General features: G+C 44.9%; 20 protein-coding genes, 2 tRNA genes and 1 CRISPR repeat array. Of the genes, 11 read left to right on the forward strand and 11 right to left on the reverse strand.

Annotation, left to right across the window (positions count from 1 at the left end; all coding sequences use genetic code 11):
- The first annotated feature begins 399 nt into the window (after positions 1 to 399).
- The 4 genes from WHS38_05800 (at position 400) to WHS38_05815 (ending at position 5147) form a co-directional block, all read left to right on the forward strand.
- Entirely contained in the window at positions 400 to 831 is a 432-nt protein-coding gene (locus WHS38_05800; protein ID MEJ5300487.1) for a hypothetical protein, read from the forward strand.
- Positions 832 to 854: 23 nt separating this feature from the next.
- Positions 855 to 1871: a hypothetical protein gene (locus WHS38_05805; protein ID MEJ5300488.1), complete on the forward strand. Its 1017-nt coding sequence runs from the start codon at positions 855 to 857 to the stop codon at positions 1869 to 1871.
- Between the two features lie 82 nt (positions 1872 to 1953).
- On the forward strand, positions 1954 to 3009 hold the full coding sequence (locus WHS38_05810) for a hypothetical protein (GenBank protein MEJ5300489.1): 1056 nt from the start codon (positions 1954 to 1956) through the stop codon (positions 3007 to 3009).
- Positions 2991 to 5147, forward strand: coding sequence for a hypothetical protein (locus tag WHS38_05815; protein ID MEJ5300490.1), 2157 nt, complete (start codon positions 2991 to 2993; stop codon positions 5145 to 5147). The genes WHS38_05810 and WHS38_05815 overlap by 19 nt, the downstream gene beginning before the upstream one ends.
- A 211-nt stretch (positions 5148 to 5358) precedes the next feature.
- A CRISPR array of direct repeats spans positions 5359 to 6306; the repeat unit is 36 nt; unit sequence GTCGCAATCCCCTCGAAGCGGGGCGAGTTTTCCGAC.
- A 266-nt stretch (positions 6307 to 6572) separates the two neighbouring features.
- Here WHS38_05815 and cas2 read toward each other — a convergent pair.
- The 6 genes from cas2 to WHS38_05845 all read right to left on the reverse strand — a co-directional run bounded on the left by cas2 (position 6573) and on the right by WHS38_05845 (position 12800).
- The gene (gene cas2 / locus WHS38_05820; GenBank protein ID MEJ5300491.1) at positions 6573 to 6851 is read right to left on the reverse strand and encodes a CRISPR-associated endonuclease Cas2; all 279 of its coding nucleotides are present in this window, start codon (positions 6849 to 6851) and stop codon (positions 6573 to 6575) included.
- 98 nt (positions 6852 to 6949) lie between these two features.
- Positions 6950 to 8005: a CRISPR-associated endonuclease Cas1 gene (gene cas1, locus WHS38_05825; protein MEJ5300492.1), complete on the reverse strand. Its 1056-nt coding sequence runs from the start codon at positions 8003 to 8005 to the stop codon at positions 6950 to 6952.
- Complete coding sequence (locus WHS38_05830) at positions 8002 to 9573, reverse strand: CRISPR-associated primase-polymerase type A1 (GenBank protein MEJ5300493.1); 1572 nt, start codon at positions 9571 to 9573, stop codon at positions 8002 to 8004. Before WHS38_05830 ends, cas1 begins: the two co-directional genes overlap by 4 nt.
- A 12-nt stretch (positions 9574 to 9585) precedes the next feature.
- Complete coding sequence (locus tag WHS38_05835; GenBank protein MEJ5300494.1) at positions 9586 to 10944, reverse strand: tetratricopeptide repeat protein; 1359 nt, start codon at positions 10942 to 10944, stop codon at positions 9586 to 9588.
- 571 nt (positions 10945 to 11515) lie between these two features.
- On the reverse strand, positions 11516 to 12466 hold the full coding sequence (fmt, locus tag WHS38_05840) for a methionyl-tRNA formyltransferase (GenBank protein ID MEJ5300495.1): 951 nt from the start codon (positions 12464 to 12466) through the stop codon (positions 11516 to 11518).
- 247 nt (positions 12467 to 12713) lie between these two features.
- Positions 12714 to 12800 (reverse strand) — tRNA-Leu (locus WHS38_05845).
- Between the two features lie 129 nt (positions 12801 to 12929).
- Here WHS38_05845 and WHS38_05850 point away from each other — a divergent pair.
- Positions 12930 to 13856 carry a bifunctional riboflavin kinase/FAD synthetase gene (locus WHS38_05850; protein MEJ5300496.1) on the forward strand — a complete coding sequence of 309 codons (927 nt, stop codon included), beginning with the start codon at positions 12930 to 12932 and terminating at the stop codon, positions 13854 to 13856.
- A gap of 17 nt (positions 13857 to 13873) precedes the next feature.
- Here WHS38_05850 and hflX read toward each other — a convergent pair whose 3' ends face one another.
- The 5 genes from hflX to WHS38_05875 all read right to left on the reverse strand — a co-directional run bounded on the left by hflX (position 13874) and on the right by WHS38_05875 (position 18756).
- Positions 13874 to 15433 carry a GTPase HflX gene (hflX, locus tag WHS38_05855; GenBank protein MEJ5300497.1) on the reverse strand — a complete coding sequence of 520 codons (1560 nt, stop codon included), beginning with the start codon at positions 15431 to 15433 and terminating at the stop codon, positions 13874 to 13876.
- Between the two features lie 171 nt (positions 15434 to 15604).
- Entirely contained in the window at positions 15605 to 16363 is a 759-nt protein-coding gene (locus WHS38_05860; GenBank protein MEJ5300498.1) for a C4-type zinc ribbon domain-containing protein, read from the reverse strand.
- 24 nt (positions 16364 to 16387) lie between these two features.
- Positions 16388 to 17212, reverse strand: coding sequence for a Nif3-like dinuclear metal center hexameric protein (locus WHS38_05865; protein MEJ5300499.1), 825 nt, complete (start codon positions 17210 to 17212; stop codon positions 16388 to 16390).
- A gap of 158 nt (positions 17213 to 17370) precedes the next feature.
- Positions 17371 to 17446, reverse strand: a tRNA-Ile gene (locus tag WHS38_05870).
- Positions 17447 to 17787: 341 nt separating this feature from the next.
- A complete protein-coding gene (locus tag WHS38_05875; protein MEJ5300500.1) occupies positions 17788 to 18756 on the reverse strand; it encodes a hypothetical protein in 969 nt (322 codons plus the stop codon).
- Between the two features lie 137 nt (positions 18757 to 18893).
- Here WHS38_05875 and WHS38_05880 point away from each other — a divergent pair, with 137 nt between their 5' ends.
- The 6 genes from WHS38_05880 to WHS38_05905 all read left to right on the forward strand — a co-directional run bounded on the left by WHS38_05880 (position 18894) and on the right by WHS38_05905 (position 24426).
- Complete coding sequence (locus WHS38_05880; GenBank protein ID MEJ5300501.1) at positions 18894 to 19469, forward strand: TetR/AcrR family transcriptional regulator; 576 nt, start codon at positions 18894 to 18896, stop codon at positions 19467 to 19469.
- A gap of 43 nt (positions 19470 to 19512) precedes the next feature.
- Positions 19513 to 20373, forward strand: a complete 861-nt coding sequence (locus WHS38_05885; GenBank protein MEJ5300502.1) for a 3-hydroxybutyryl-CoA dehydrogenase — start codon at positions 19513 to 19515, stop codon at positions 20371 to 20373.
- 27 nt (positions 20374 to 20400) lie between these two features.
- Complete coding sequence (locus tag WHS38_05890) at positions 20401 to 21567, forward strand: acyl-CoA dehydrogenase family protein (protein ID MEJ5300503.1); 1167 nt, start codon at positions 20401 to 20403, stop codon at positions 21565 to 21567.
- Between the two features lie 122 nt (positions 21568 to 21689).
- Entirely contained in the window at positions 21690 to 22892 is a 1203-nt protein-coding gene (locus tag WHS38_05895; GenBank protein MEJ5300504.1) for a thiolase family protein, read from the forward strand.
- Positions 22893 to 23359: 467 nt separating this feature from the next.
- Positions 23360 to 23491, forward strand: a complete 132-nt coding sequence (locus WHS38_05900; GenBank protein MEJ5300505.1) for a hypothetical protein — start codon at positions 23360 to 23362, stop codon at positions 23489 to 23491.
- Between the two features lie 143 nt (positions 23492 to 23634).
- Positions 23635 to 24426 carry a DUF169 domain-containing protein gene (locus WHS38_05905; protein MEJ5300506.1) on the forward strand — a complete coding sequence of 264 codons (792 nt, stop codon included), beginning with the start codon at positions 23635 to 23637 and terminating at the stop codon, positions 24424 to 24426.
- Positions 24427 to 24456: the final 30 nt, after the last annotated feature.

The raw sequence follows: 24456 nt of genomic DNA on the forward strand, positions 1-24456 counted from the left end.
TTTTGACTTTGTGAGATCAGGGTGTTTCACCACAAAATTAGCTCACGGTGTCCTCGCCATCCGTTTTTCGAGAAGTTGAGTCGAATTTACGCTACTTCGCATTGATCACGAGAGCTTCGCAGACTCTAGCCCACTCGCCCTGCTCCGCACTCCCTCCCCGTTGACGGGGAGGGTTGGGGAGGGGTCCGGTTCTTGTCCATCGGTTCGCAGTTTCGCTCCACACTTCCTCCCCACACTCGGTCACCCTCGTGCAGTTGCGTTTCTATATTTCGCTACCCCATAAGGGAAATTCTAGAACACCCTTTCAGCTTCGGTTGACAGGACATAAATACTTCCAGTATAGTAAAATTTACCATGGTCAAGGTCAGGTGTAATAACCCCTCGCAAGAGAGGGTAGCTATGTCTTACAGCGATCAAATCTGGGGGAAACCCGAACCCCCCATAGAAATCCTGGGTGAATCTATAAAACATTTAGGAGTTGCTCACTGGACACATCGAATGATGTTTGCCGGCTTCCAGGATTGGCTTCTCAGAAAATATACCCGAACCTTCCCCGTCACCATAAAAAATAAAAAATCATGGCATCCTATATTCGTGCTCAAAGCTTACCCTTCCTATGCCCACAAAGTCTGCCCATGCACGTCGAAATATAAGCCGAAAACACCCTACATCCGTGCAGGATGTGTCCTGGAACACACGGGAAAAACCCTCACCAGGACGTCCTTCATTCTTGAAAAGCTCTCTTTTAATATACCCGAAGACGCAAAAGTTATCGATGAACTCAAATATACAGGGCGAGTGCCGGAAGAGTGCATTAAGAAAAACTCTTAACCACCAGAATGTCGAGGATCCAAATGGATTGGGAAGACTGGTTAAATTCCGAAGAATCCCAAAAAATACTAAGAAAATGCGCTCACAAAATAATGCGAAAAATACAAACATCCAGCCTGGTTTATCTTTTCTCAAATGAACTTGATTCCACCGACGAAATCGTTTCTGAACTCTGGCTCTATTTAAAATCACATGCAAAACTCTGGGACTCAAAAAAACTCCTTTTATTGCTCGAAAACGGTGAACGATGCCTCATCTTATGGATTGTCAATAAGTTTATCTTACACCTTCAAGACAAGATGAGATCACATGAGTTATCTCCTGAAGCGTATTTTTACCTGAGACTGAGGCGCGTCCTTTCTTCTCACGATGGAATATCAACAGCAGGATTCAGGGGTAAAACTTTTTACTGTTGCAATAATTCCCTGCCTTATAGCCCTGAAAATACTTACATTCCGGAACAAAGTGATTTTTCCAGCTTTGGTTTCCCTGAAGACATATCTCAGGAAAACATCTTCGACAAAGAATCCATCATTACTGTTGCTAAACATTTCTGGTATGAGGTTGCAAAAAAAGTATCCCGACCCGTGTGGATACCTCTGAGGAACCTTAAAGATTACATAAAGACTTTCATAGTTATCCCGACAAATATCGCTCTTGAAGAAGTTTCAAATTCATTAAAAGAAACTCTGAAAAACGATGACTGGCACACAAACTATATCCTGACAGAAAAAGAGTTAACAATCGGATTAACGGGTGTTAACATTAGAAGCCTTGCAGAAACATGCGCTATACACCTGGATGAAAAGGAAAGAGAAGTTCTTGTAAGGCTAAACATAGAAAAACAAACACTTGAAACGGTGGCAAAAGCCATGGGTTATTCGAGAGCGTCAGCCGTTGCTTACATAAGAAACAAAGCATTCAGAAAGATTAAGGAGTTTTGTATTGCCGAATCTCTCCTGTCCCCACCAGATCTGGATCAGGAAATTTTGGACGAATTCATAGAAAATCTTTTTGACGTTTGTAAAAAGTCCTTTTGATGACCGTATAGAAAAGTGAAGGCAACTTTAGCACCCGAGAAGTCTGGTAAAAAAAACGATAAAATAAAGTTTGGAGCTGAGAATGGTTCTTCTTGAGAACGCCCTTGAATTGAAATTGTCTCTGAGATTCATGCGGCAGTTGAGATTCTGCCCGCCTCCAGGAAAAGTCTCTCAGGAACACTTAAAAAGATGTCCTTATTGCCAGGAGTTCTACGACGGCGAAGTTGATTTGCTTTCTGAAGACCAGACTGTATCGTCCCCAGTATCCCATATTGTAGTCCCATCACCCGGCCAAATATGGAAAACCGCCGAAGAACTTTCTGGCTATGATGAAGATTACCGTTACCATAACCCGGCATTAGTCCTGATTACCGAAATCATTGACGAAAAAATCGTCAGAGTAGCCCTTGTTCATCTGGAAGAATGTCTGGCTTTTGAAGGAGACGTGGAAGTGGCTCCCAGCGTTTTTGCCGAAATGTGGAATACCTTCCCTCTTCCGGTAAAATATCTGGGAAAATACATAACTTCTGTTACTTTGCCTCCCGTAATCCATTTTGCCGATCTAGCAGAACCGCCAACCCTGGTTCATTACTACTTTCGTAAAATGGAAGCGGAAGTTGCTTTCTATTTCGTGGTAAAAACCTGGTACGAAATTATCGAAGAATATGACCAGGACGTGGCAGACTTAATAACATCTCAGGAAGATTATTTCACGGTTGAGGGCGCAGAACTTCCAGAAAATATACCCGACATTCTGGACAGATTAGCTTTAGCATCGCCCTGGGATTCATCCATGGCTATGGCTGCGGCAGACCGCAGCGAAGAACTAATATCCGTCAACGTGGCTGTAGTCTCAGACGCAAAAATTTCTCTCAGAACGGCGCTAGGCTACATAAATTTTCGACACGATGACGAAAAGGGGCTGATAATAGGAGGACGAGTCATAGGCAAATTTTCTTCCGATGCGGCTATTCATGCTTTGTGGAAGCATCGAGACACGGGAGAGATTCTTGCCAGAGCAGAACTGGCGTCTTTTGATCCTGAGGATGGCTTCTTCAGGCTGGTTTTTCCTCCCCTTACCTACGATGATAGAAAAAACGGAACCATCGCCCTGCTGGTATGCACTCGCAAAACTTAACAAGCTGGTCTCTTCGTGAACTTTTAATCTGGAATAAATGGCATGCCCTTGAAGAAAGACTCAGGACATCCTGTATAACTCCTTACAACTGGCGCTGGGAAGAAGACGCTGAACGATTTGAAGATGTTGTATATAAATGCAGGAAATCACTAAATCCCGGGTCATGGCAATTTCTTCAAGAAATAATCGCAGCCGCATTGCTTACAAAAGTTGCTGTCCTGGACAGCTCCATCACAAATGAGCTTATTGTTTCTGCTCTCCATGATCAATCCGTTACAGAAGACAAAATTGAAGACGCTAAATGGAGTGTTGTGTCGTGGGTAATGATATTTCCCCATGAGCCAGGAAAACTAAAAGGCCGAATAGGCAAAGCTCTGGTTGGTGTTTCCGATGATGTCCCGCTTACGGATCTTCCACCATGGTTTTACTCGGTTTGCGACAGTAAAGCCGCAAGGTCTGTTCAAAACGCCATAAAACTTGTTCGCAAAAATATTTCCCACCATATATTATTTCGCCCTTTGCTGATGGATCATGACAGCACTCAGATATGTGGGGCTTCTCTGGGGCTTGCTGTCTGCGCTGGAGCCATCTGTGCAAGAGATCAAATAAAAGCCGATCAAAGGTTTGCCTTTTCGGGAGGCGTTACCGAATCTGGCGAATTTACCGAACCGGGTTACATCAGAGACAAGGCTCTAACAGCAAAAGTCAATGGATTTAAAGCTCTCATCTGTGGATCCGGCGCTGGTGCGAAAAGGTCTTACTTCAAGGATGGAGTGGAAATCATCCCTGTTTCGAGACCCGAAGACATTGAATGGGTTCTGCTCTTCTCCACTCCCTACATGCCAGGCGATGGAAATAAAGCTATCAACATGGCTAAAATCATGTCTGAACCAGACATTCTTGCTATGAAGGTAGAAAAAATAGATCTTACTGTTGTGCGATCGCCTTTGTTTTCCTCCGGGTATCTGAAAACTGTCGAAAGAATTATGGAATCCCCGAAAAATGCTGAACTTTTTGCCAGAAACCTGGCGGACTTTTGCAGCAGTCGTGGTTATGATCCTGATATCTGGGAATATCTCATTAAGCCTCTGGACGCTCTATTAGCAAAAAACCTAGACCATATAACCCCTGTGGCCGTCTGGCACATAGCTGTGACTGGCTGGACCTGTGCCGATGCGGAAGGGTCACATAAGGATGCGGGAAAGTGGCAATCTCTGGCGAGACACGCTTTGAATATAATCTCTCGGAGACAGGAGGGACTCGAATGCATTGCTGACTATCAAAACAGGCTATTTGTTCACTGTCGCCATCTATCTTTTCATTTTGAAGAAAAATTACCGGAAAGCTTTTCTGAAGTATTAAGCAAGCTAGAGGGCTTATATCGAATAGCAAACTACGAAGTCTATCCAGTTCTTGGCAGAATGTATGGAACGGTTGCCCAGAACCATGGATTTTGCGGACCTTCATATTTAAACAAATTACAGGAATATGTTCACAGAGCTCAAAAAGCCTTTGGAGAAGGCAGGGTTGAAGACTTCAGGGAAGACTGGCGCAGGGAGTTCAACTACCTTGTTTATGGATATCTTGATGCGGAACTGTTAAAGGATGCCGAAGAGACTTTAAAAATTTACCTTGAAACATCCAGTCTTAAGGACCTGGATTTTTCTAATATGGGGCGTTATGAAACTGCCGCTTTGATTCGCTTTGCTGCCGATACGGGAGCAGATTCGATATTGCACATGGAGGCTGTGACGAGGTTTTTGAACGAGCAGAAGGCGGTTCATCCTTACCAACTCATCCTTTTTAATTCAGGAAGGCTTTTGAAAGAAAGAGACCTCAAAAGAGCGGTCTGGAAGAAATCTCTGGACGTGGCCTGTAAACTGAAGGGAGCTCGGCGAGTCCTCGGGCTATTACCTCTTTCAGCCATGTATGTGGAGGAACTGGCATCGGAAGAAGAAATCCTCAAAGGATTTCAGCATATATTTAACGAAGCTAGATCCATAAAAGGATTTAATCTGAATCACTTTGGCGGAATTTTAAGTGATAGTGCCATATTTTCAGATTTTTCTTCCCTGGGAGAGGCCCTGACAAACCTCTGGAACAATCGACACCGTATTTTTCCATTCACTTACAGATAAGCGTTTTTGTCAATGTCGCAATCCCCTAAAATTGGGGCGAGTGTTTGGAGTGGGAATTAGGGATTGGGGATTGGGATTCAGGATAAACCTTACAACATCAACCAGTGGAAACATTAACAACAACTCCAGCAACAAAAAATATCTGTCACTCCAGGAATCAAACAAACTAAATCCCCAATTCCCATTCCCCAATCCCCATTCCCTAAGACAACTCGCAATCCCCTCGAAGCGGGGCGAGTTTTCCGACAGTGCTACTATTGGCAATGGCGGGAAGACTTGAACGATTAGTCGCAATCCCCTCGAAGCGGGGCGAGCTTTCCGACGGAGAATAAGGTGGGAAAGGGACACAAGGGGTTTGAAGTGTGTCGCAATCCCCTCGAAGCGGGGCGAGTTTTCCGACGCTGCCGTGGCGACGTACGACCCTCGTCTCGGGGGGGTGGTGTCGCAATCCCCTCGAAGCGGGGCGAGTTTTCCGACTCGTCTTCGAAACTCTCAATTCTCATGGCTATTTTTGTGAGTTGCAATCCCCTCGAAGCGGGGCGAGTTTTCCGACTCGTCTTCGAAACTCTCAATTCTCATGGCTATTTTTGTGAGTTGCAATCCCCTCGAAGCGGGGCGAGTTTTCCGACCCTAAATTCTAGAAGGAGGAAAAGGTATGATATCGTTGCAGTCGCAATCCCCTCGAAGCGGGGCGAGTTTTCCGACATTGGATGTGAAAAAATACGTGTATTCTGAAGAAAAAACGTCGCAATCCCCTCGAAGCGGGGCGAGTTTTCCGACCGTTCTTGCCATTCTAAATAACGGCGTTTCAAGCCTAGGTCGCAATCCCCTCGAAGCGGGGCGAGTTTTCCGACTTACTTCGCTCACCGATTTGCTGGTTTGGTGGCAAAGGTAGTCGCAATCCCCTCGAAGCGGGGCGAGTTTTCCGACACCTTCCTGAAATTCGTAAAGAAAGATAAACGGAATGAAGTCGCAATCCCCTCGAAGCGGGGCGAGTTTTCCGACCCAAGTTGGTTAAGAAGACCGAGGACGGTTTCTTCTTAGAAGTCGCAATCCCCTCGAAGCGGGGCGAGTTTTCCGACCTAATAAACATCGTGCCGCCCTCGTTCTCACTGACTGTGACGTCGCAATCCCCTCGAAGCGGGGCGAGTTTTCCGACCGCATACCTTAAAACAAAAGAAATGTCAATACTTTATAAGCCAATTTTGGGGGACCTCCCCCTTTTGCCAGAAAAACCCCCAAAAATTTCATCCTAAATTACCCCCTAAAATAACATAAGATATTGATATTGCTAGAAAAACCCGTCAGGTAGGAACTCGAATGACCGCTTTCAATAATTTCAATAACTTAGACCAATTTTTAAAAACCCCCCGGACCTCCCCCCTAGGTTGCACAAAATTGTGCAACTTGACCCACTCCTAAAAACTATGCCATCCCGAACTCCTCCGTCTTTGGCTTCCTTCCATAACCGCTAATTAAAACCTTATTCAAACAAGAACCGCACTGGGCATAATACCTTATGCTGTCTGTCTTAAAATCTATAAGAGCTTCCAGCCTCCTGACCAAACGCATTAACTTCTCCTCAGTTAAATGAGGACACTCAAAAACCGACTTCTGCACTCTATAACCGTATCCCTTCAGCACCTTGACCACTCGATATCTTATCCTGTCATCGCTTATGTCAAACGTTACAACATAAAACATAAAACGCCTCCGTCACTATTTAAGAAACATCATTCCACATTACACCGCCCAGAGTTTCTAAAAAAGTTGAGTTATTCAGTTTTCAAAGAACACCCAAATTAATAAATGCTGTCCCAGGGAAAAGGATCAAATCTATCCGATTTGTCCATGATAAAATTCAAAAAACGGCGAGCCTGATCGTAAATTAACCCTCTATACGTAACCTCCTTCCCGGAAAAGGGATCTCTTATTGTTCTGGAAAGCCATTTCTCATAGGCTCTTATAAAAGCTCTCATAACTCTTGGCTTCATTTCAACAGGTCTTAAAGGCTTCTTTTCTCCATCGTTAGACGATCCACTTTCTGGCTCACTCAGATGATAAATAAAATCATCAGGATTTACTATCTTCCGGTTTATCAGTGTCAGAACTAAACGATCGCCTAAAAAATTTCGCCACTCCTCTACAAGATCACAGGCTAAAGACGGTCTTCCATACTCAACGGCGTGAAGGGCTCCAAGATAAGGATCAAGTCCCACTCGCTGAACCGCCGTGAGAACTTCATTGGTTAATAGAGTATAAACGAAGGAAAGCAATGCATTTACAGGATCCAGAGGAGGTCTCCTGTTTCTGGATTCAAAGAAAAAACCTGGAGCTTTTATCAGATGTGAAAAACGCGAAAAATACAAGTTGGAGGCTCTACCCTCTATGCCTATAATGACTTCAAGAGTAGATTCTTGAGAAGCAATCTTAGCAAGACTCTTCAACTGAAGTCCCAAAGCACCAAGTTCTTTGTCAGAATATTCCTTGCTTCGCTGAGCAACAAAATAAGCACAGGACTGTATTTTGGAACTCACAACAGTGGCAGCTATGAGCGCTTTGACAGAGGGATCGCTTAGTTTCAGGTATTGCTTCATCCGCCGTTCTACATGTTTATGCTCGTCCACGACTAAACGCGCTCTAAAACGCCCCTCAGGAGTAAGAAGCACCGTCTCTATCCTGCGCCTTATAAGCTCGTCAAGCACTGCCCCACTAAGAGACGATCTTCCCACAATGGTAAGAGTTTCCAGATCTTCAAGAGAAATCTCCTCTACAACTCGATCACCCAGATAAACCTTCAAAAGATTGCCTTCCTTCCTCAAATAACAGCCCTGCTCGATAACATAAAACCGTTTCATTCTTTAACCTCGTCAGATCTTAGCAAAAATTTCTCCACAGCCAGAATAGCCATCCTAAGAAGATTCAGAGCATCCTGAAGGTTCGTGATCCTTTCTGAAACAGGCGATGTCATAAACTCCCTTTGCTCACGCACTTCAGGAATGTGAAGCAAAGGAGAAGGATAGGCATAACTACCTTCAAAAACACAGTAATCACCCGTTATGTTCAACAACCTATGAATGGACTTACATCCAAGAGGAGTCGATCGAACTCGAGACAGCTTGTAATCAACTAAATGATGGTTGTAATCGGGAAGGTTTCTAAGAAGGTAATGCACCAACAGCCTGCCCCTGGGGAGAAACGAAACGGTTCCAAAAACAACCTTTTCCTCCCTTATTGAGACAAACCGTCCCTGGCGACACTGATCTATAATCTGTCCAAGAACCATACAGCGACTGCTTAAAAGAGCGAGCTCTGGAAAAGTCTTTGCCCATTCTTCGTCCCTGGGATGAACTATCAATTTTTTTGAATCGGTTTCACATCTAGAATAACTTTCTAATACTTTTGCAGGAATACGAGGAACTTTTTCAAGCCATGCAAGTTGAGTCTCCAGAGATCGATCGGGAGCATGAACAAAAAATGAGGGTTTTCCTGTAACTTGATGAATGCCAAGAGGAAGCTTCACAAGATTTCCAAAGCCCTTGCCAGTTATTTTGTCCTGTTTGGGAAAAACCTCCAGTTTGAAAAATTTAAGATCCTTTTCTACATGCTGAGCCACGGGTATTAGAACCTTTCTTACAAGAGCGGCAGAAACGGGGGTTTCAAAGGAAAGCCAGAAATGGTATCCTTTGCTGCCGCTAAATTCCACAAAACAGCTCAACCCCTGTTGATTCAAAACCTCAGGAATTCTTCTCAACAGGTAAGAATTCTCCTGCTTAAAATGGTAGCGATCGTCCCGACTGATGCCCTCCTTGAATAAGCTTATGTCGCAGTCTGCATCTATAACGGCGACGCTTACAGTGTTGTCTCTATGCAACAAATAGATACCGTAGGTTTGTTTGCCTTCAAGATGATCCTGCACATCTTTTTCAGTTAAGGGTCTTCTAACAGGGTAGTAGCCGTGAGTCCTGTTTTGCCGATCTGCCCATTGACGAGCAAAAGCATCCTCTTTGCCTTTGAAGATGCTCATGTAAATTTCCAGATACTTCTCCATCCTGCGAAAACTGGTAAAGGGAGTGGCTAGATCTTCCACAGCAGAGCCATCATTAAAGTTTTCAGAACGGCTGGATCTACGGAGAAGAAATTCCAGAAGTTTTGTCTTGGCTTCCCAGAGACCAATATTGTCAGGATCTTTGGTCAAGGCAGACTCGAGAACTTTAAGTCCCAGATCGTGTTTTCCCGCAGCCTGAGCAATTTCTGACCATTGAAGAGCCTTATCGGAAGGAAGCTGACTCCAAACAGTCTCGTCTTCCAGGAGCGTTTCTAACTGTGGATCTTTTTCGTCTTTAAGCAAAAGATTTTTCAGCTTCCTTAGCAAAAGCTCCCAGTCAATATTTGAAGCGGCTTTGCCTTTATTTCCTTCCTTCATAGAAATTACCTCTCAGGTTCTGGAAATTTTCGCCAGTTCTTTTCTGAGCCTGTTAAGATGGGGATAGTAGGGGTTAAAGCTGTAAAGATCCTGAAGGGTTTTTTCTGCTTCAGACTTTCGCCCCATTTTGATCAGTATAGCTGTTTGCCAGAACAGAGCTTCATGGTAGGGATTTCCATAGGTTTTCTGAAAGAACATGTTGGCTTTTTCAACAGATTCTAAAGCCTTTGAGAGGTTACCCACACGTATTTCAAGTTTAGCAAGCCTTATTAAAGCCTTGTGAGCGCCTTTTCTGTCTATTTCTGAGGCTTTCAGTAGAGTCTGTTTTGCTTTGTCAAGTTGCTTAAGGGCGACAGCTATTTCTGCTTCCGTCCACAGAATATAGGGACGTCTTCGAGATTGGGGAATCTTCGCCAGAACTTCCTGAGCCTTAACGGGAAGAGATTGAGCCAGGTAGCTTCTTGCCAGAAGTTCAAAAACGTAATCATTGCTTTCGGGATGGGCTTCTACAAGGGCTCTCTCCAGAGCTTTAGAAGCTTCTTCGTAATTTTTCATGGCGTAGTGGGCTTTTCCCAGAGAGTAATACTTATGCACACTGGACATGTATCCGGTGCTACTGTCTTCTTCGATGCATTTCTGAATCCAGTTAAAAGCCTGATCCGGTTTTTCCATATCAAGATGGCAAACGGCTAGCTGATAGAGAGATTTTACGTAATTTTTTCGTTCTTGATGGCGTGCCTTTCTTTTTTCTTCATCGTATTGTTCCCAGTTTTCCACGGCTCTCTGGAAAAGCGGAATAGCTTTTTCCAGTTTCCCGCCAAAGTTTTTATAAAGCATACCGTGACGATAGAAGCAGGTTACGCCGTCAGGCCTGAGATGCTGTGATTTTGTGAAATAAAGATGTGTAAGTTCTCGAAATTTCTTCCTTTCTTTTGGGGTCAAAACGATCTCCCTGTTTTTATCAGCCAGAAGAGCGCTATAAGCAACAAAGGCAAGCTGAGAATGAGCCATGAAGTTGTTTTCATCTGCTGAGACTCTTGCAAGTCCTACATCTAAAGCTTCCGCGAATCGCTTAAGCTGGCAGAGGGCAAAGAGAACTTCTCCCTGAATGTGATAAACAAGATTTGCTTCTGCAAGATGAGGCCATTTTTCTTCGACAGGGTGGCAGAGAATCAAGATCTGTTCCCAGCGGTTTTCTGACCGAAGAATTTCAATTTCGTTTAGAAGTTTCCTGTATTCCCGCTGAAGGTGAGATATGGAAAGATCTTCTTCTACGAATCTTTCCAGAAAGTCTTCTTCCTTTTCCAGATCTTCCTGTTCTTGATAAGCCTGAGCCAAGTACACAACATTGTTGGTTTTTTCCTGCACCATGGGTTTATCCTCCATTTTTAGCCTCTGGTTAATTTTCTATTTTCCGTCTAATTATTTTTTCGGTAACAATTTGGCTTTTTTCAAAAATGGGCAGGAATTTTTTTAACTTAGAGGACAAAAATTTGAGGGTTTCTAAAAACCGCTTTTTTCGGACAGGTATAGAGGAAAATTCAGGAACAGTCCCAACAGTGTTGCCAGTGGCATCCGGGTTATAAGGTTCATGTGCCAGCGCAGGGGATTGGCGTGGATGTATTTAAGGACGGCGTTCAGGGTCTGTTCAGTGCGGATGATATGTTCGTAATACCGGTCATCCCGCGATATTGATTGATTCGCTTGGGGGATATTCCTGTAGGGGCGACGCATGCGTCGCCCCAACGTGCTGGTACGCTTGTGCCGGACGCACTAGGGAACGGACGGTGAGGACCCCGTCCATCCCATAACGGCGGTAGGATATTGGGATGGTCGCTGTCCTCGGCGACCGATGCATTGGAAATTTTACGGTCAGGAGCACGCCCATACGGGGCGCATTAGAGAAAACAGGGGCGCAGACAGGGCTGCACCCCCTAAAAGCTTAAATCTTTGGCATTACAGATTCAAAAATATCTCCGGTCTTGATCCCAAAAGACCTGGCAAAGTCAACTGCTTCCATCTTTCCCGTCTCTTTGCTCTGGATCTTTTTCACCACCAGATGTCCCTGCCCTGTTTGAACCAAAATACCTTCTTCTGTTACAGCAATAACTTTGCCCGGATCGTGAGAAGGCTTTTCCCAAATTTCATCATCTTTCACTGAAGCCTCAATCACAGCAAGTTCCTTTCCGTGAAAGCGAGTTATCGCTCCCGGCACCGGCACACTGCCCCTTACAAGGTTGTAAATAGTTGACGCACGCTGACGCCAGTCTATTCCGGTATGGTCAGGTTTCAGAGCAGGCTGGAAGGAAGCAAGGCGAGGATCCTGAGGTATCCTCGGGGCTTTTCCTTCTCTAATGAGCCTCACAGCTTCTGCGACGAGTTTAACCCCCAGCGGAAACAGTTTGTTATAATAAAGTGTTACCGTTGTATCATGGGGATCAATAGGCACACTTTCCTGAATGATTATGTCTCCGGTATCAACACCTTCGTCAGTGTAGTGAATCGTAACTCCTGTTTGGGTTTCACCATTTATGATCGCCCAGGCGATGGCACTTCCTCCTCGGTATTTAGGAAGAAGTGAAGGATGGTAATTTATGCCACCGTATGTTGCTAAGTCCATTACTTCTTTAGAGATGAACTGGGTAACAAAAACGAGCACAAGAAGATCTGGTTGCTGTTCCTTCACCCATTCAAAAAATTCTCTATTTTTAAGATTCTTAGGCTGAATAAGGGGAATGCGCAACTCTTGAGCCAGTTCCTTAAAAGGATTTGGCTTTTTCGCTCCAGGGACATCCGGCACCGTAACGGCACCTATAATTTCCTCTCCCTGATTTACCAACGCTTGAAGACACTCACGCCCAAAAGGCGCCTGACCTATAACAATAAGACGCATGGCTTCCCTCCACTTAGCGGTTAAGCTTGCCTGTTATGACAAAAAAACTTAGGGCGCTTATAACCCACTACCTTTCAGCAAGCCCCTGGATGGGAATCAGAGATCCTGGGTAAGAATAGGGAAAAACCTGAACGGAATGCCTTATGTTAACAGCTTTACGATCTCTGTAAGAAATGAAGATCAAGCAAGGGGAAAGCCAAAAACCGTAACTGAACGATTTCTTTCGGAATCAGAAAGACAAACTAAATGGTGCCGAAGCGGGGACTCGAACCCCGACAGGCATACGCCTACTAGATCCTGAATCTAGCGCGTCTACCAATTCCGCCACTTCGGCACTAATTAAACGAAAATCCATTGATCCAAAAGCGTTTTTACCATATCTTACAACTTCTCAATTGTCAAGATCGGCAAATAATGCTTGAAAATTTGAGATCAAGAAAAACGTGGAAGGGGGTCTCAAGGTATGGAAGTGATTGAAGGATTCTCAAAAGATAAGCGACTCAAACTGAAAAACCCGGTTGTGACTATCGGAAACTTCGACGGAGTTCACAAGGGACATCAAGCGCTAATAAAAACTGCAAAGCAGCGTGCGGAAGAATTAGATGGCTCGACCGTGGTTATTACCTTTAATCCCCATCCAGTAAAGGTGCTCTGTCCAAACTGTAACCTGCGGTTTATTACTCCACACTACGAAAAACTTTCCATCCTTAAGGATTTGGGCGTTGACTACACTATTGTGATTCCCTTTTCTCATGAATTCGCATCCGTGACTGCTCAGGAGTTCATAGAATCCTATCTGGTTCAGAATCTGGGAGTAAAATGGATGGTGGTAGGATACGATTACCATTTCGGCAAAGGAAGAGAAGGCAACATAGAAATGCTCAGAAACTACGGCAATCGCTACGGTTTTGGCGTGGACACCCTTCCAGAGATTTCAATTGAAGGCTTTGTGGTAAGCAGCACAGCAATTAGAAAGATTATTCAGGAAGGACGAGTCCACTTTGCGGCGAAACTCCTTGGCCGGTCTTACTCAATAACCGGTCCTGTTCTTAAAGGGCGAGATAGGGGCGGAAAACTGCTAGGTTTCCCAACAGCCAACGTGGATGTTGGCGACCATGTCATTCCCAAAGAAGGAGTTTATGCGGTATGGGTTTTTTTTGAAGGCAAAAGATACAAGGGAGCCACCAACATTGGCTATAATCCAACCTTTGGAAATACTCAACTTTCTCTGGAAGTTCACATCCTGGACTTCAGCGGCAACCTTTACGGGAAAGAAATAACTGTATCCTTTGAACATTATATCCGTGGAGAAAAGAAATTTTCAGGCGTTGAGGAATTAATAGCCCAAATCCAGCAGGATGTGGATCTGGCAAGAACAATCCTTAGATGAGGAAATTCTTCTACACTCTAAGATTCACTAGTCTGCTGTATCGATGCTCTGGCATTATCTAACGGAGTTATAACTGACATGAGGGCTGAGATAAGGGGATGGAAAGTGGATCTTTCAAGAGCCGAAATAGGTATAGCACCATAGCGTTCAGCAAGAGCCATCGCTTTATGTGACGGAAGCAAATCAATTTTGTTAAAAACCAGAATGCGAGGTTTTTCGTGGAGATTCAATTTGCTCAGGATTTTATTAACGGCATCAATGTGATCTTCAAACCTCGGGTTGCTGATATCTACAACGTGAACGAGCACATCGGCATCATGAAGTTCTTCGAGAGTAGCGGCAAAGGCATCGAGAAGTTCATCGGGAAGATCGCTTATAAATCCAACCGTATCGGTAACAATTACTTCAAAATCGTTTGGAAATCGGAGCCTACGGCTTAGGGGATCAAGTGTTGCAAAAAATTGGTCCATCACCACAGCGTTACTTTTAGTGAGAGCGTTAAGTAGGGTCGATTTACCAGCATTTGTGTAGCCAATAATTGAAATAACAGGAAAATCCAGCTTCTGACGTTTTCTTCTGCGTTCAGCTCGACTTTTTCTGATTTCAGCAAGTTCTCTTTCTAGATGATCGAGCCTTTCTTTGATGCGGCGCCGGTCAATTTCAAGCTTGGTTTCGCCGGGACCTCGAGTTCCAATACCGCCAGCGAGCCGAGAAAGGGCGTCGTCCTTAACGTTGAGACGCGGCATGAGATACCTTAGTTGAGCCATTTCGACCTGAATTTTTCCTTCACGGCTTTTAGCTCGTCTCGCAAAAATATCTAGAATAAGCTGAGTTCTGTCGATCACTCTGAGTTCTGTAGCATCGGTAAGAGATCTGACCTGCGAAGGATTCAATTCCCGATCGAAGATCAGCAAATCAACTCCATGGCGTAAAGCCGTAAGCATAACTTCAGTGAGCTTACCCTTCCCTATGAAATATTTTGTATTAATTTCCTTAACCTTCTGAACCACGGTATCCACTATGGCTATTCCGCTGGCTCTGGCGAGTTCCTTCATCTCCTCAATTGTTGACTGGATATCCGGCGATCTTCTATCAGCAACAACAACCAGTATCGCTTGATCCTCACTTTTTATAGAAGACAGGTGAAACGCCCGTTGTCGCTCAAGCTCCTCTTCTAAAGAACGCACTAGTTCAATGAAATTTATAGTAGGGGTAGCGCAATGAGCAGGAGTAAGAATCACCCAGCTCTGAGAATCTCCATCCATGCTTTTCCCGCCCGGGAAAAGGTGCGCTGCAAATAGGTGTTCGGCTCCTCCATGACGATCTACTCCCACGGCGGCAACGCAATCCAGACGAAGAAAGGCAAGATCCATTAAATCATCCTGAGACAGGGGTTCATTGTTGAAATGAGTATGAATCAGGCGGAGTCCTCTGAGCCTTTTTCTGGCTTCTCTACTTTTAGGAAGTTCCGGGATGTAAAGCGATCGTGCATTCCCAACAATCACCATTTCAATGGAACCGTCACGAGCAACAAGGATTCCGATCTGACGCCCTGTTTCAAAACTCCATCGTGCCATATCTCTTGCCACTTCCGGAGAAACGATTTGCTCTGGTGGGATTTTACGTCTGTAAAGATTCTGGATTTTCCCAAGAACCGAACTCTTTAGACCGGAAGTATTACCGTAAACCTTTCTAATTTCTTCATCCCTCCACTAAAAACGCAGAATTATTTTTAAATAATAAATTCATTATGATGCCTCAAGGAAGGAGAGAATTTCTTTTTCCGCAGAAACATACTTTTCATGCTGAGGCCAGTAGATGAAACGCTGACAGTGAGGACAATTCATTAGCGATTCGTTCTTCTGAAGTTCTATGAACTTCTGAGGCGGGATACTCACGTGACATACTCTACATACGCCTTTTTCCACTGGGGCCACCGCAATACCGTTTTTCTTAAGCATAAGAAATTCGCATTTTTTTCTGAGCTGTTCATCCAGCTTAATCTTAAGGTCTTCCTGGAGTTTCCCAATTCGGACAATTTTTTGCTCTATTTCATACTGTTCAGCATCAAGGGCTTCAAGGTCCTTACGGAGAGCCTCGCGACGTTCCGCCACCTGTCTCTCGAGGTTCCTAACTTCCTGCTGAAGAAGTTCAATCTTTTCCATGCACTCCAGCAATTGATCTTCCTTTTGGCCAATCTCGCGTTTAATTTCTTCTTGCTCCGCAAGAAGCGCTTTGTATTCCTTGTTGGTTTTAACTTCACTCTCCTTTTGCCTGCTCTTTCTAAATCGATCTTCAAGCATAGCGATTTGTTTTTCAAGATCGCGGTAAAATTTACGCTGATGCTCTATTTCGGTTTTTTTCATAAGGAAGTGACTTTCAAATTCGTTAAAATCCTTTTCTAATTTTACCTTTTTTCGAGGAATATCTTTCAACTCCTCAAGAAAATTCTTTCTCTGGTTTTCCAGAACCTGAAACTGTATCAAATATTTAAGTTGATCCTGCAATCTAAATCCCTCCTTTCAAAAACTTCATGCGTCAAAAGACTGAAAAGGTGCTATATGATCCATTTCTTGTTCAAACACGAAGACTTCAAGAGCCTCATGGGCGGATTTAGACCATTCTTGAAGTTCCTGTGCGATCTTTGCCATCATAAATCTTTCTGATCCAAAATGCCCCAAAGCGATAACGGTAAGCTTTGATTCCTCCGCCCATACAGCATCGTGGTATTTAAGCTCACCGGTTATGAAGCAGTCGGCTCCCAAATCCCTGACTCTCCCGAGGAGCGAACCGCCGCTTCCTGTACAGACAGCGATTGTTTTAACGATTTTCAATGAATCACCCACAAGATTGAGTCTTTCAATTTCAAAACATGATTTTAACTGCTGGCATAGATTTTTTACCGTGACAGGTTGTGAGAGTTCTCCAAAAAGCCCAATACCGATGTATTTTGAATCTTGAGAAAACTTTTGACTAACACTAAGAGGCTTTCTGTCTTGAAGTTTCAAAGCTTCAGCAATAAGCCAGTTTCCGCCGATTTTAGCCGCATCCAGGTTAGTATGAGCCACGATAAGATTAACTCTTTGTCGGATAAAATCGATTGCCAAGCTCTGAGGATATAGATCACTTCTAAGATTTTTAACGCCTTCAAGGAAAAGAGGGTGGTGGGTTATAAGGCACTCACAGTTAAGGTTCACCGCTTCAGCAAGAGATGATGATGTAGGGTCTAGAGCAAAAAGCACTCGTTTAACATCACCATCAGGATCTCCGATTTGAAGCCCAACGTTATCCCAGGGTTCAGCATAATCAAAAGGCGCAACAGAATCCAACCAGGAAACGATATCTCTTACACGCATAAAAACTTCAACCCAAAAAAGAAGGGGGCATTCGCAATGCGAACACCCCCTTCATTGCTTACGAGACTCGACCGTTTTATGCCCTCTTTATAGACCTCCATAAGGGCTTCAAACTCCCCTTTCCTAACTTACGGCTTTCAAAGAAGAAACTGCTCTTTTGGTGGGCCCACCTGGCCTCGAACCAGGGACCTACCGGTTATGAGCCGGTGGCTCTACCAGCTGAGCTATGGGCCCTTTCCTAACGGAAGCAATATAGATAAAACCATAAAGTTGGTTTCTGTCAATCATTAATTGAGGGTGTTTCGGAATTCTTTATAATTTTGAGCAATTAACTAGCATTGTTTTTACTTTTCGTCCTATCACGAGGGTAGCAAGAACATAAGTGACTGTAAGACAGGTGCACAGTAGCCGCTACTATATAATTTTCCGAACACTATTAGTAGCAAGGGGAGAGTCGGTATTCGCCAGAGCGAGGGCAAAGAATGAGCGACATCGTGGATTCTCCCCCATTAACGGCATAGTTTTTCAAAGTGGGATTCCAGAGATGATAAAAATTCAGGAACAATAGGACGAAGCTAAAAGCCAAACAGATATGAAAAATAAAGCCTTATACCCTTTTCTTTGAGCAGTTCTTGTATTTGAGGCGGACTCTGGTAAGTTACAGCAATAAGTATTCGCTCTCCAGGAAAGAAACGCTCTATTTTTTCAAGTTTTTTAAGGAAGCCCTCAACATCCTTCTTTTTGAATTGAGTCTTACATTCGCCTATTATCCAGACCGGTTTGTTTCCTTTATAACCTTTACCAAGGATGTTGATTTCTTCATAACGTCCTGGTCCAAGTTCTACAAAATCTCTTTTCAATTCCTCAACATCAACGCCTTCGTCTTTCTTAAGCAATCGCGGAAGGTGCACAATAGCTCGATCCTCCAAAACATATCCAACTGAGTGGGAGAGCTTGCCAAGTTCCTCTCTAGTTTTCCTATGTTCCCCAACAAGCTTCTTTAGTTCTTCCTCGGTTTTCCTTTGAGCTTCAGCCAGTTCGTTGAGCCTTTGTTCGGTTTTCCTTTGGGCTTCAGCAAGCTCGTTAAGTCTTTCCTCAGTTTTCCTTTGAGCTTCAGCAAGCTTGTCGAGTCTTTCCTCGGTTTTCTTTTGAGCTTCAGCTAGTTCGTTAAGCTTTTGCTCGGTTTTCCTTTGGGCTTCAGTAAGCTCGTTAAGTCTCTGTTCAGTTAGCTTCTGCGCTTCGGCGAGTTCATTAAGTCTCTGCTCAGTTTTCTTCTGAGCTTCAACAAGTTCGTCAAGTTTTTGTTCGGTTTTCTTTTGAGCTTCGGCAAGTTCGTTTACTCTTCCTTCAGTTTTTATTTGGGCTTCAGCAAGTTTCTTCTGAGCTTCAGCTAGATCTCTAACTATTTCCTTAAGTTCGTTGAATTCCTTCTTTGTTACGGACTCCTCCCTTTGCCGCTCGACTTCCTCTACTAGAGTAATCAAGACATCCCTGAGATCTGGTGGGACTTTTTCCAACTTTCTAAGCAATGTTCCACTGATCATCTTTAAGCCTCACCTCAAAAGATTTTATAGCCAAATATCTGGAGCATTTCCACAAAATTTTCTTGACGATACAACCAGCCCCTGTTAGATAACATAATGCATACTACGTAATATGAGGACAAAAACTATTGAAAGCGATGACCAAACGGGAACTTCAGGCAAGCGAAACGCGGCAGCGCATAATTAAAAGCGCAGTGGGGCTTTTTGCCCGCTTCGGCTACCACAAAACCACTGTATCTGAAATAGCTCAAGTTGCAGGCGTAACCACTGGCGCACTCTTTCATCATTTCGACTCCAAAGAAGATTTACTAAATGCCGTCATCGACTGGCTTTCAAAAGGAATCAACGCCTACAGCGAACACCTTAAAAAAGAAACAAAACCCTCTTTTTCTACCGTATCGGACATGATAAATCTTATGTGCTCCCATTACGAAAGATATCCTGAAGCAACCATCTGCCTTGCAATGCTTGCAACAGAATTTTCAGGATCTCACCATCCAATAGAAGAGCGAATTAGATCCGTTTACGAAGTCTTTATACAGGCTCTTACCCCTATTCTCGCTACCAATCCTCGAATTCGTAACCCTCGCGCTGCCGCTATCGCTTTTATAGGTTCCGTTCAGGGTATTGCCATACAGGCAATAATGAGAGAAAAGGAGGTGGATATAAAAACCCTTGCAGAAGGGTTTGAATCAATGCTTCAGGTATGGTGAAATAACCTTTTAATAGCAACAGCAACTTTCAAGGAGAGGAACCATGGAGATCACCAAAGTTTGCGTGCTTGGAGCCGGTATCATGGGATCCGGCATAGCCCAAGTGATTGCCGAAGCAGGCTGTCAGGTAACCATTCGAGACATTGAAACTAGCTTCGTCGAAAAAGGTATAGCAACCATCAAAGCCAATCTGGATCGAGCTGTCTCTAAAGGCAAAAAGGATGCATCCGAAGCCGAAGCAGTTATGAAGCGCATCAAAGGCACTACCGATCTTAAAGAAGCTGCCCAGGACTGCCAGCTCGTTATCGAAGCCGTTGTCGAAATTATGGATGTAAAAAAGCAAGTTTTCAAAGAACTTGATTCTATCTGCCCCGAATCGACCATTTTCGCATCCAACACTTCCGGTCTGTCCATCACAGAAATGGCATCGGTAACGAAGCGACCCGACAAATTCATAGGAATGCACTTCTTCAATCCGGTTCCTGTAATGAAACTTGTGGAACTCATCAGAGGTTTTGCTACCTCTGATGAAACTTATGCAACCGCTAAAACTTTTGTAGAAAAAATCGGTAAAACCCCTGTCGAAGTCAAGGAAGCTCCCGGCTTTGTGGTAAACCGTATCCTTTGCCCCATGATAAACGAAGCAATCTTTGTATATTCTGAAGGACTCGCATCAGCCGAAGACATCGATAAAGCCATGATGCTCGGTGCCAACCACCCGATCGGGCCACTTGCTCTTGCCGATATGGTGGGTCTTGACACTCTCCTCCACGTTCTTGAAGGACTCCATAAAGAACTGGGCGAAGATAAGTATCGCCCTGCACCGCTTCTTAGAAAAATGGTCCGAGCTGGTTATTTGGGGCGAAAAACAGGAAAAGGATTTTACAACTATTCTTCCAAGTAAATAAAAAACAAAAGGAGGGAACCACCTATGTCACATCATCTTTACGAACTGACCGAAGAACATAAGATGTTAAGAGACATGGTAAGAAGGCTTGCGAAGGAGCAAGTTGCTCCTGGAGCAGCTAAAAGGGATGAAACAGGCGAATTCGATTGGGACATGGTTAATCTCCTTCGAGAGAATGGCCTTTACGGTATTGATTTTCCCGTAGAATACGGCGGATCTGGTGCAGGCGTTCTCGCTATGGCGATCGCCGTTGAAGAGCTTTCCAAGGTTGATGCAGCCTGCGGACTTCTTATCGCCGATCATGAACTTGGATCTCTTCCCATTTTGCTTGCGGCAAATGAAGAACAAAGGAAAAAATATCTCCCCAAACTTTCAACCGGCGAATGGCTCGCCGCCTTTGCTCTGACCGAACCGGGAGGAGGATCGGACGTTGCATCCCTTAGATGTCGCGCCGTAAAAGACGGTGACTATTACGTTCTCAACGGCACAAAGACCTTCATCACCAACGGCAGTGTAGCCGATGTGGTAACGGTTTATGCCATCACCGATCCCCAGAAGCCGTCCCATAAAAACGCTGGCGTTTTCATCGTGGAAAAGGGAACCCCAGGATTTTCTGTGGGCAAAAAGGAAGACAAGATGGGCATTAGATGGTCTGACACAGTAGAACTCATCTTCGAAGACTGCCGTGTCCCTGCCGAAAATCTCCTTGGAAACGGCGAAGATGGGTTCCACATCATGATGAAAACTCTCGACTTCTCAAGACTTGGCGTTGCGGCTCAGGCTCTCGGAATAGCCGCAGGAGCCTTTGAATACGCAACAGCCTATGCAAAGGAACGAATCGCCTTTGGAAAACCCATAATCCAGCACGAGGGAATTGGATTTAAACTCGCTGACATGGCAATGAAAGTTGAAGCGGCTCGCCAGCTTCTTTACAAAACCTGCGCCATGTATGACCATCTGCCCAAGGATATGAGCCGGCTCAGCCCTGAACTCATCAAAATGAGCGCTATGGCAAAGTGCTTATGCGGTGACGTAGCCATGTGGGTAACCACGGAAGCAGTGCAGGTGCTGGGAGGCTACGGCTACATCAAAGAATACCCTGTAGAACGCATGATGCGCGACGCCAAGATTACTCAAATTTACGAAGGCACCAACGAAATTCTGCGACTTGTAATATCAAGATGCCTGTAAAACTTCCTGTAACCATCATAATCGAAGGGCCAGGGGGGTTTTAATTTTACCAGGCGGTGGTAACGTTATGGAGGGGTTCCCACCGCCTTTTTATTACTTAAGAAACAGGAGGCAAAGTATCTATGAACAAGGATCAAGACGTAGTAATCGTAGGGGGAGTTAGAACGGCGATAGGAAAATTCGGTGGAGCTCTGAAAGATTTGCGAGCATCTCAACTGGCGGCTCACGTTATGAAGGCCGTGGTTGAGCGCACAGGGATAGATCCCGCCATTCTCGATGACATAATAGCCGGCGATTGTATCCAGTGCGCCGACGAAGCCAATACTGCCAGAACGGCAGCTCTCATGGCAGGATTCCCCATCCATGTTTCTGCTTATACCATCCAGCGTCAGTGTTCGTCATCCATGCAGGCTCTTGCTTCGGCAGCTCAGGTTATCCGAGCGGGAGACGCTGAAGTCATCATGGTTGTTGGTGTCGAATCCATGAGTTCGGCTCCCTATTACATAGCCAAAGCCAGATGGGGACTTCGATTGATGCATCAGGAAATCACTGACTCTCTGTGGGAAGCTCTCCACTCCGGAAGCCGCCTTCTCGGAAAACCAATGATCATGGGAGAGACGGCGGAAAATCTTGCAGAAAAATATAACATCTCCCGTGAAGAACAGGATCAGGTAGCTCTTGAAAGCCACCATAAAGCCGAAGCAGCTATAAAAGCAGGCAAGTTCAAAGACGAAATTGTTCCCATTGAAGTGCCGGGTTCTAAAAAGGGTGAAAAGATTATCTTCTCTCAGGACGAACATCCACGGTTTGGGCTTACTATGGATGATCTGGTAAAGCTTCCCCCAGTTTTCAAGAAAAACGGCACTGTAACAGCGGGAAATTCCTCAGGATTAAACGACGGAGCCGCAGCAGCACTCGTCATGACCCGCAAAAAAGCAAGGGAACTGGGGCTTGAACCCATGGGACGGATAGTTACAACGGCTGTGGCTGGTGTTGAACCACATCTTATGGGCTATGGTCCCGTGCCAGCTACAGAAAAAGCTCTTAAAAAGGCGGGCATGACCTTAAAGGACATTCAGCTTGTAGAACTCAATGAAGCCTTTGCCGCTCAGTATATTGCCTGCGAACGTGGTCTTGGGCTTGATCGATCCATAACGAACGTAAACGGTAGCGGTATAAGCCTCGGGCATCCAGTAGGATGCACCGGTCTTAGAATCGTCGTATCTCTTCTTCACGAAATGCGCCGCCGCAATCTGGAAGTTGGGCTTGCAACTCTCTGTGTAGGAGGCGGCATGGGGATGACAACCATAATTGCAAGAGATTAGTCAACGGCGGTAATTATCAAAAGGGGCAAGATTCTGCACCATGTCCTTTAGATATTTATCTTTGATGGTGCTTTAGAAACGTAGGGACGACCGGCCGGTTGCTCCTATGCGAATATCCTCCACAGGGCCGAACAGATGCGTCATCAACGGGGATGAGACCCATCCCCAGCCCTCCCCGTCAACGGGGAGGGAGAGGAAGTCCCCCCGTTGACGGGGGGATTTAGGGGGGCAATACTTCCGTGCCTTTACGAACACAGGCTGGATCAAATAGCAAGTTGCTCGAACCGGTAATCATAACAATGCAGTGCTCAACGACTTTACGTTGATAGAAACAGTTCCTACATCGATCCTCCCCGTCAACGGGGAGGGAGAAGAAGTCACCCGTTGACGGAAATAATGTGTAAGTCCCCCCGTTGACGGGGGGATTTAGGGGGGTCAACAGAGCATCAAACCGGGAAGAAGAACCAGTGTTATTTTCAGAGCCAGAAGCCGTTTACAAAGAAGATACAGCCAGAAAAGCTCACCAGGGTTACGAGAAGCCATTTCTAAAATTCAGGAAAGCCTCTTCCCCTGCAAACACTCTTGACCAAACATTATGATATTCACCCCTTCCTTCTCCGCTAAAAGCATTGAAGTTGGTTTCACAATTTTTTGCTGTCTTGAATTTTTCATCATGACACTTCCTCATTTTTCTGGAAAAATAATCTCGTATCGTTAACTCTTTCACAGGAGGGGAAATGCCGTGAATGAGTACCAGTCCATACAGGAAGCCATACTTGGAGCCACAAGAACGAGAAGCTTTCCTATTGCGGTAAGATTTATGGAAAAAGGCGAGTCTTTTCCAGAAAGTGCAAGACGTCCCGCGAAAGCGCTCGGGAAGCGTATAACCATCTGCCAGGCTATCACAATGGCAAGAATATACGGCTGGACGGTTGGACTGGACAAATCTGACTTAATTTGTGTGCCTGCAATACTTGCCTGGGGCATGAGCCACGCTCAGGATGCTCGCAAAGAAATGGTTTCCCTTCTTGTTCAGGTTGGATTTGCCCAAAACGAAGAAACGGCAAAGGCTCAAATTGAAGCCATGATCATTCCAGAAGAAGGGAGCATTACCGGCATTCTTATGGCGCCTCTTGCCAAAGCGGAATGGGATCCGCACGTGGTTGTCATTTACGGAAATCCAGCTCAATTAATGCGTCTTGTTCAGGCGCTACGCTTCAGCCGCTCGGAAAATATTACAGGGGATTTTCAGGGGAAAATCGCATGTGTGGAAACTCTTTATGCCGCTTATGCAACTCAAGCCCCCAGAATTTCTATTCCCGGCATGGGCGATCGCATCTTCTCCATGACCCAGGACGATGAACTGGCTCTGTCCATCCCACCGACTTTTCTTTCTGATCTTGTGACCGGACTTGTTGAAGCCGGGAAACCGATTGGGGCGAGATATCCTGTAACTTTTTATCAGAACTTTGAACCTCTCTTTCCCAAACCCTATCAGGAAATGGCAAAAAAGCTCGGGCTTTTTTCAACTTAAATTTTTGTGACAGATCAAGCTAAGGGGGCG

The organism is Thermodesulforhabdaceae bacterium, from assembly GCA_037482015.1.
In the GTDB taxonomy this organism is placed as follows: domain Bacteria; phylum Desulfobacterota; class Syntrophobacteria; order Syntrophobacterales; family Thermodesulforhabdaceae; genus JAOACS01.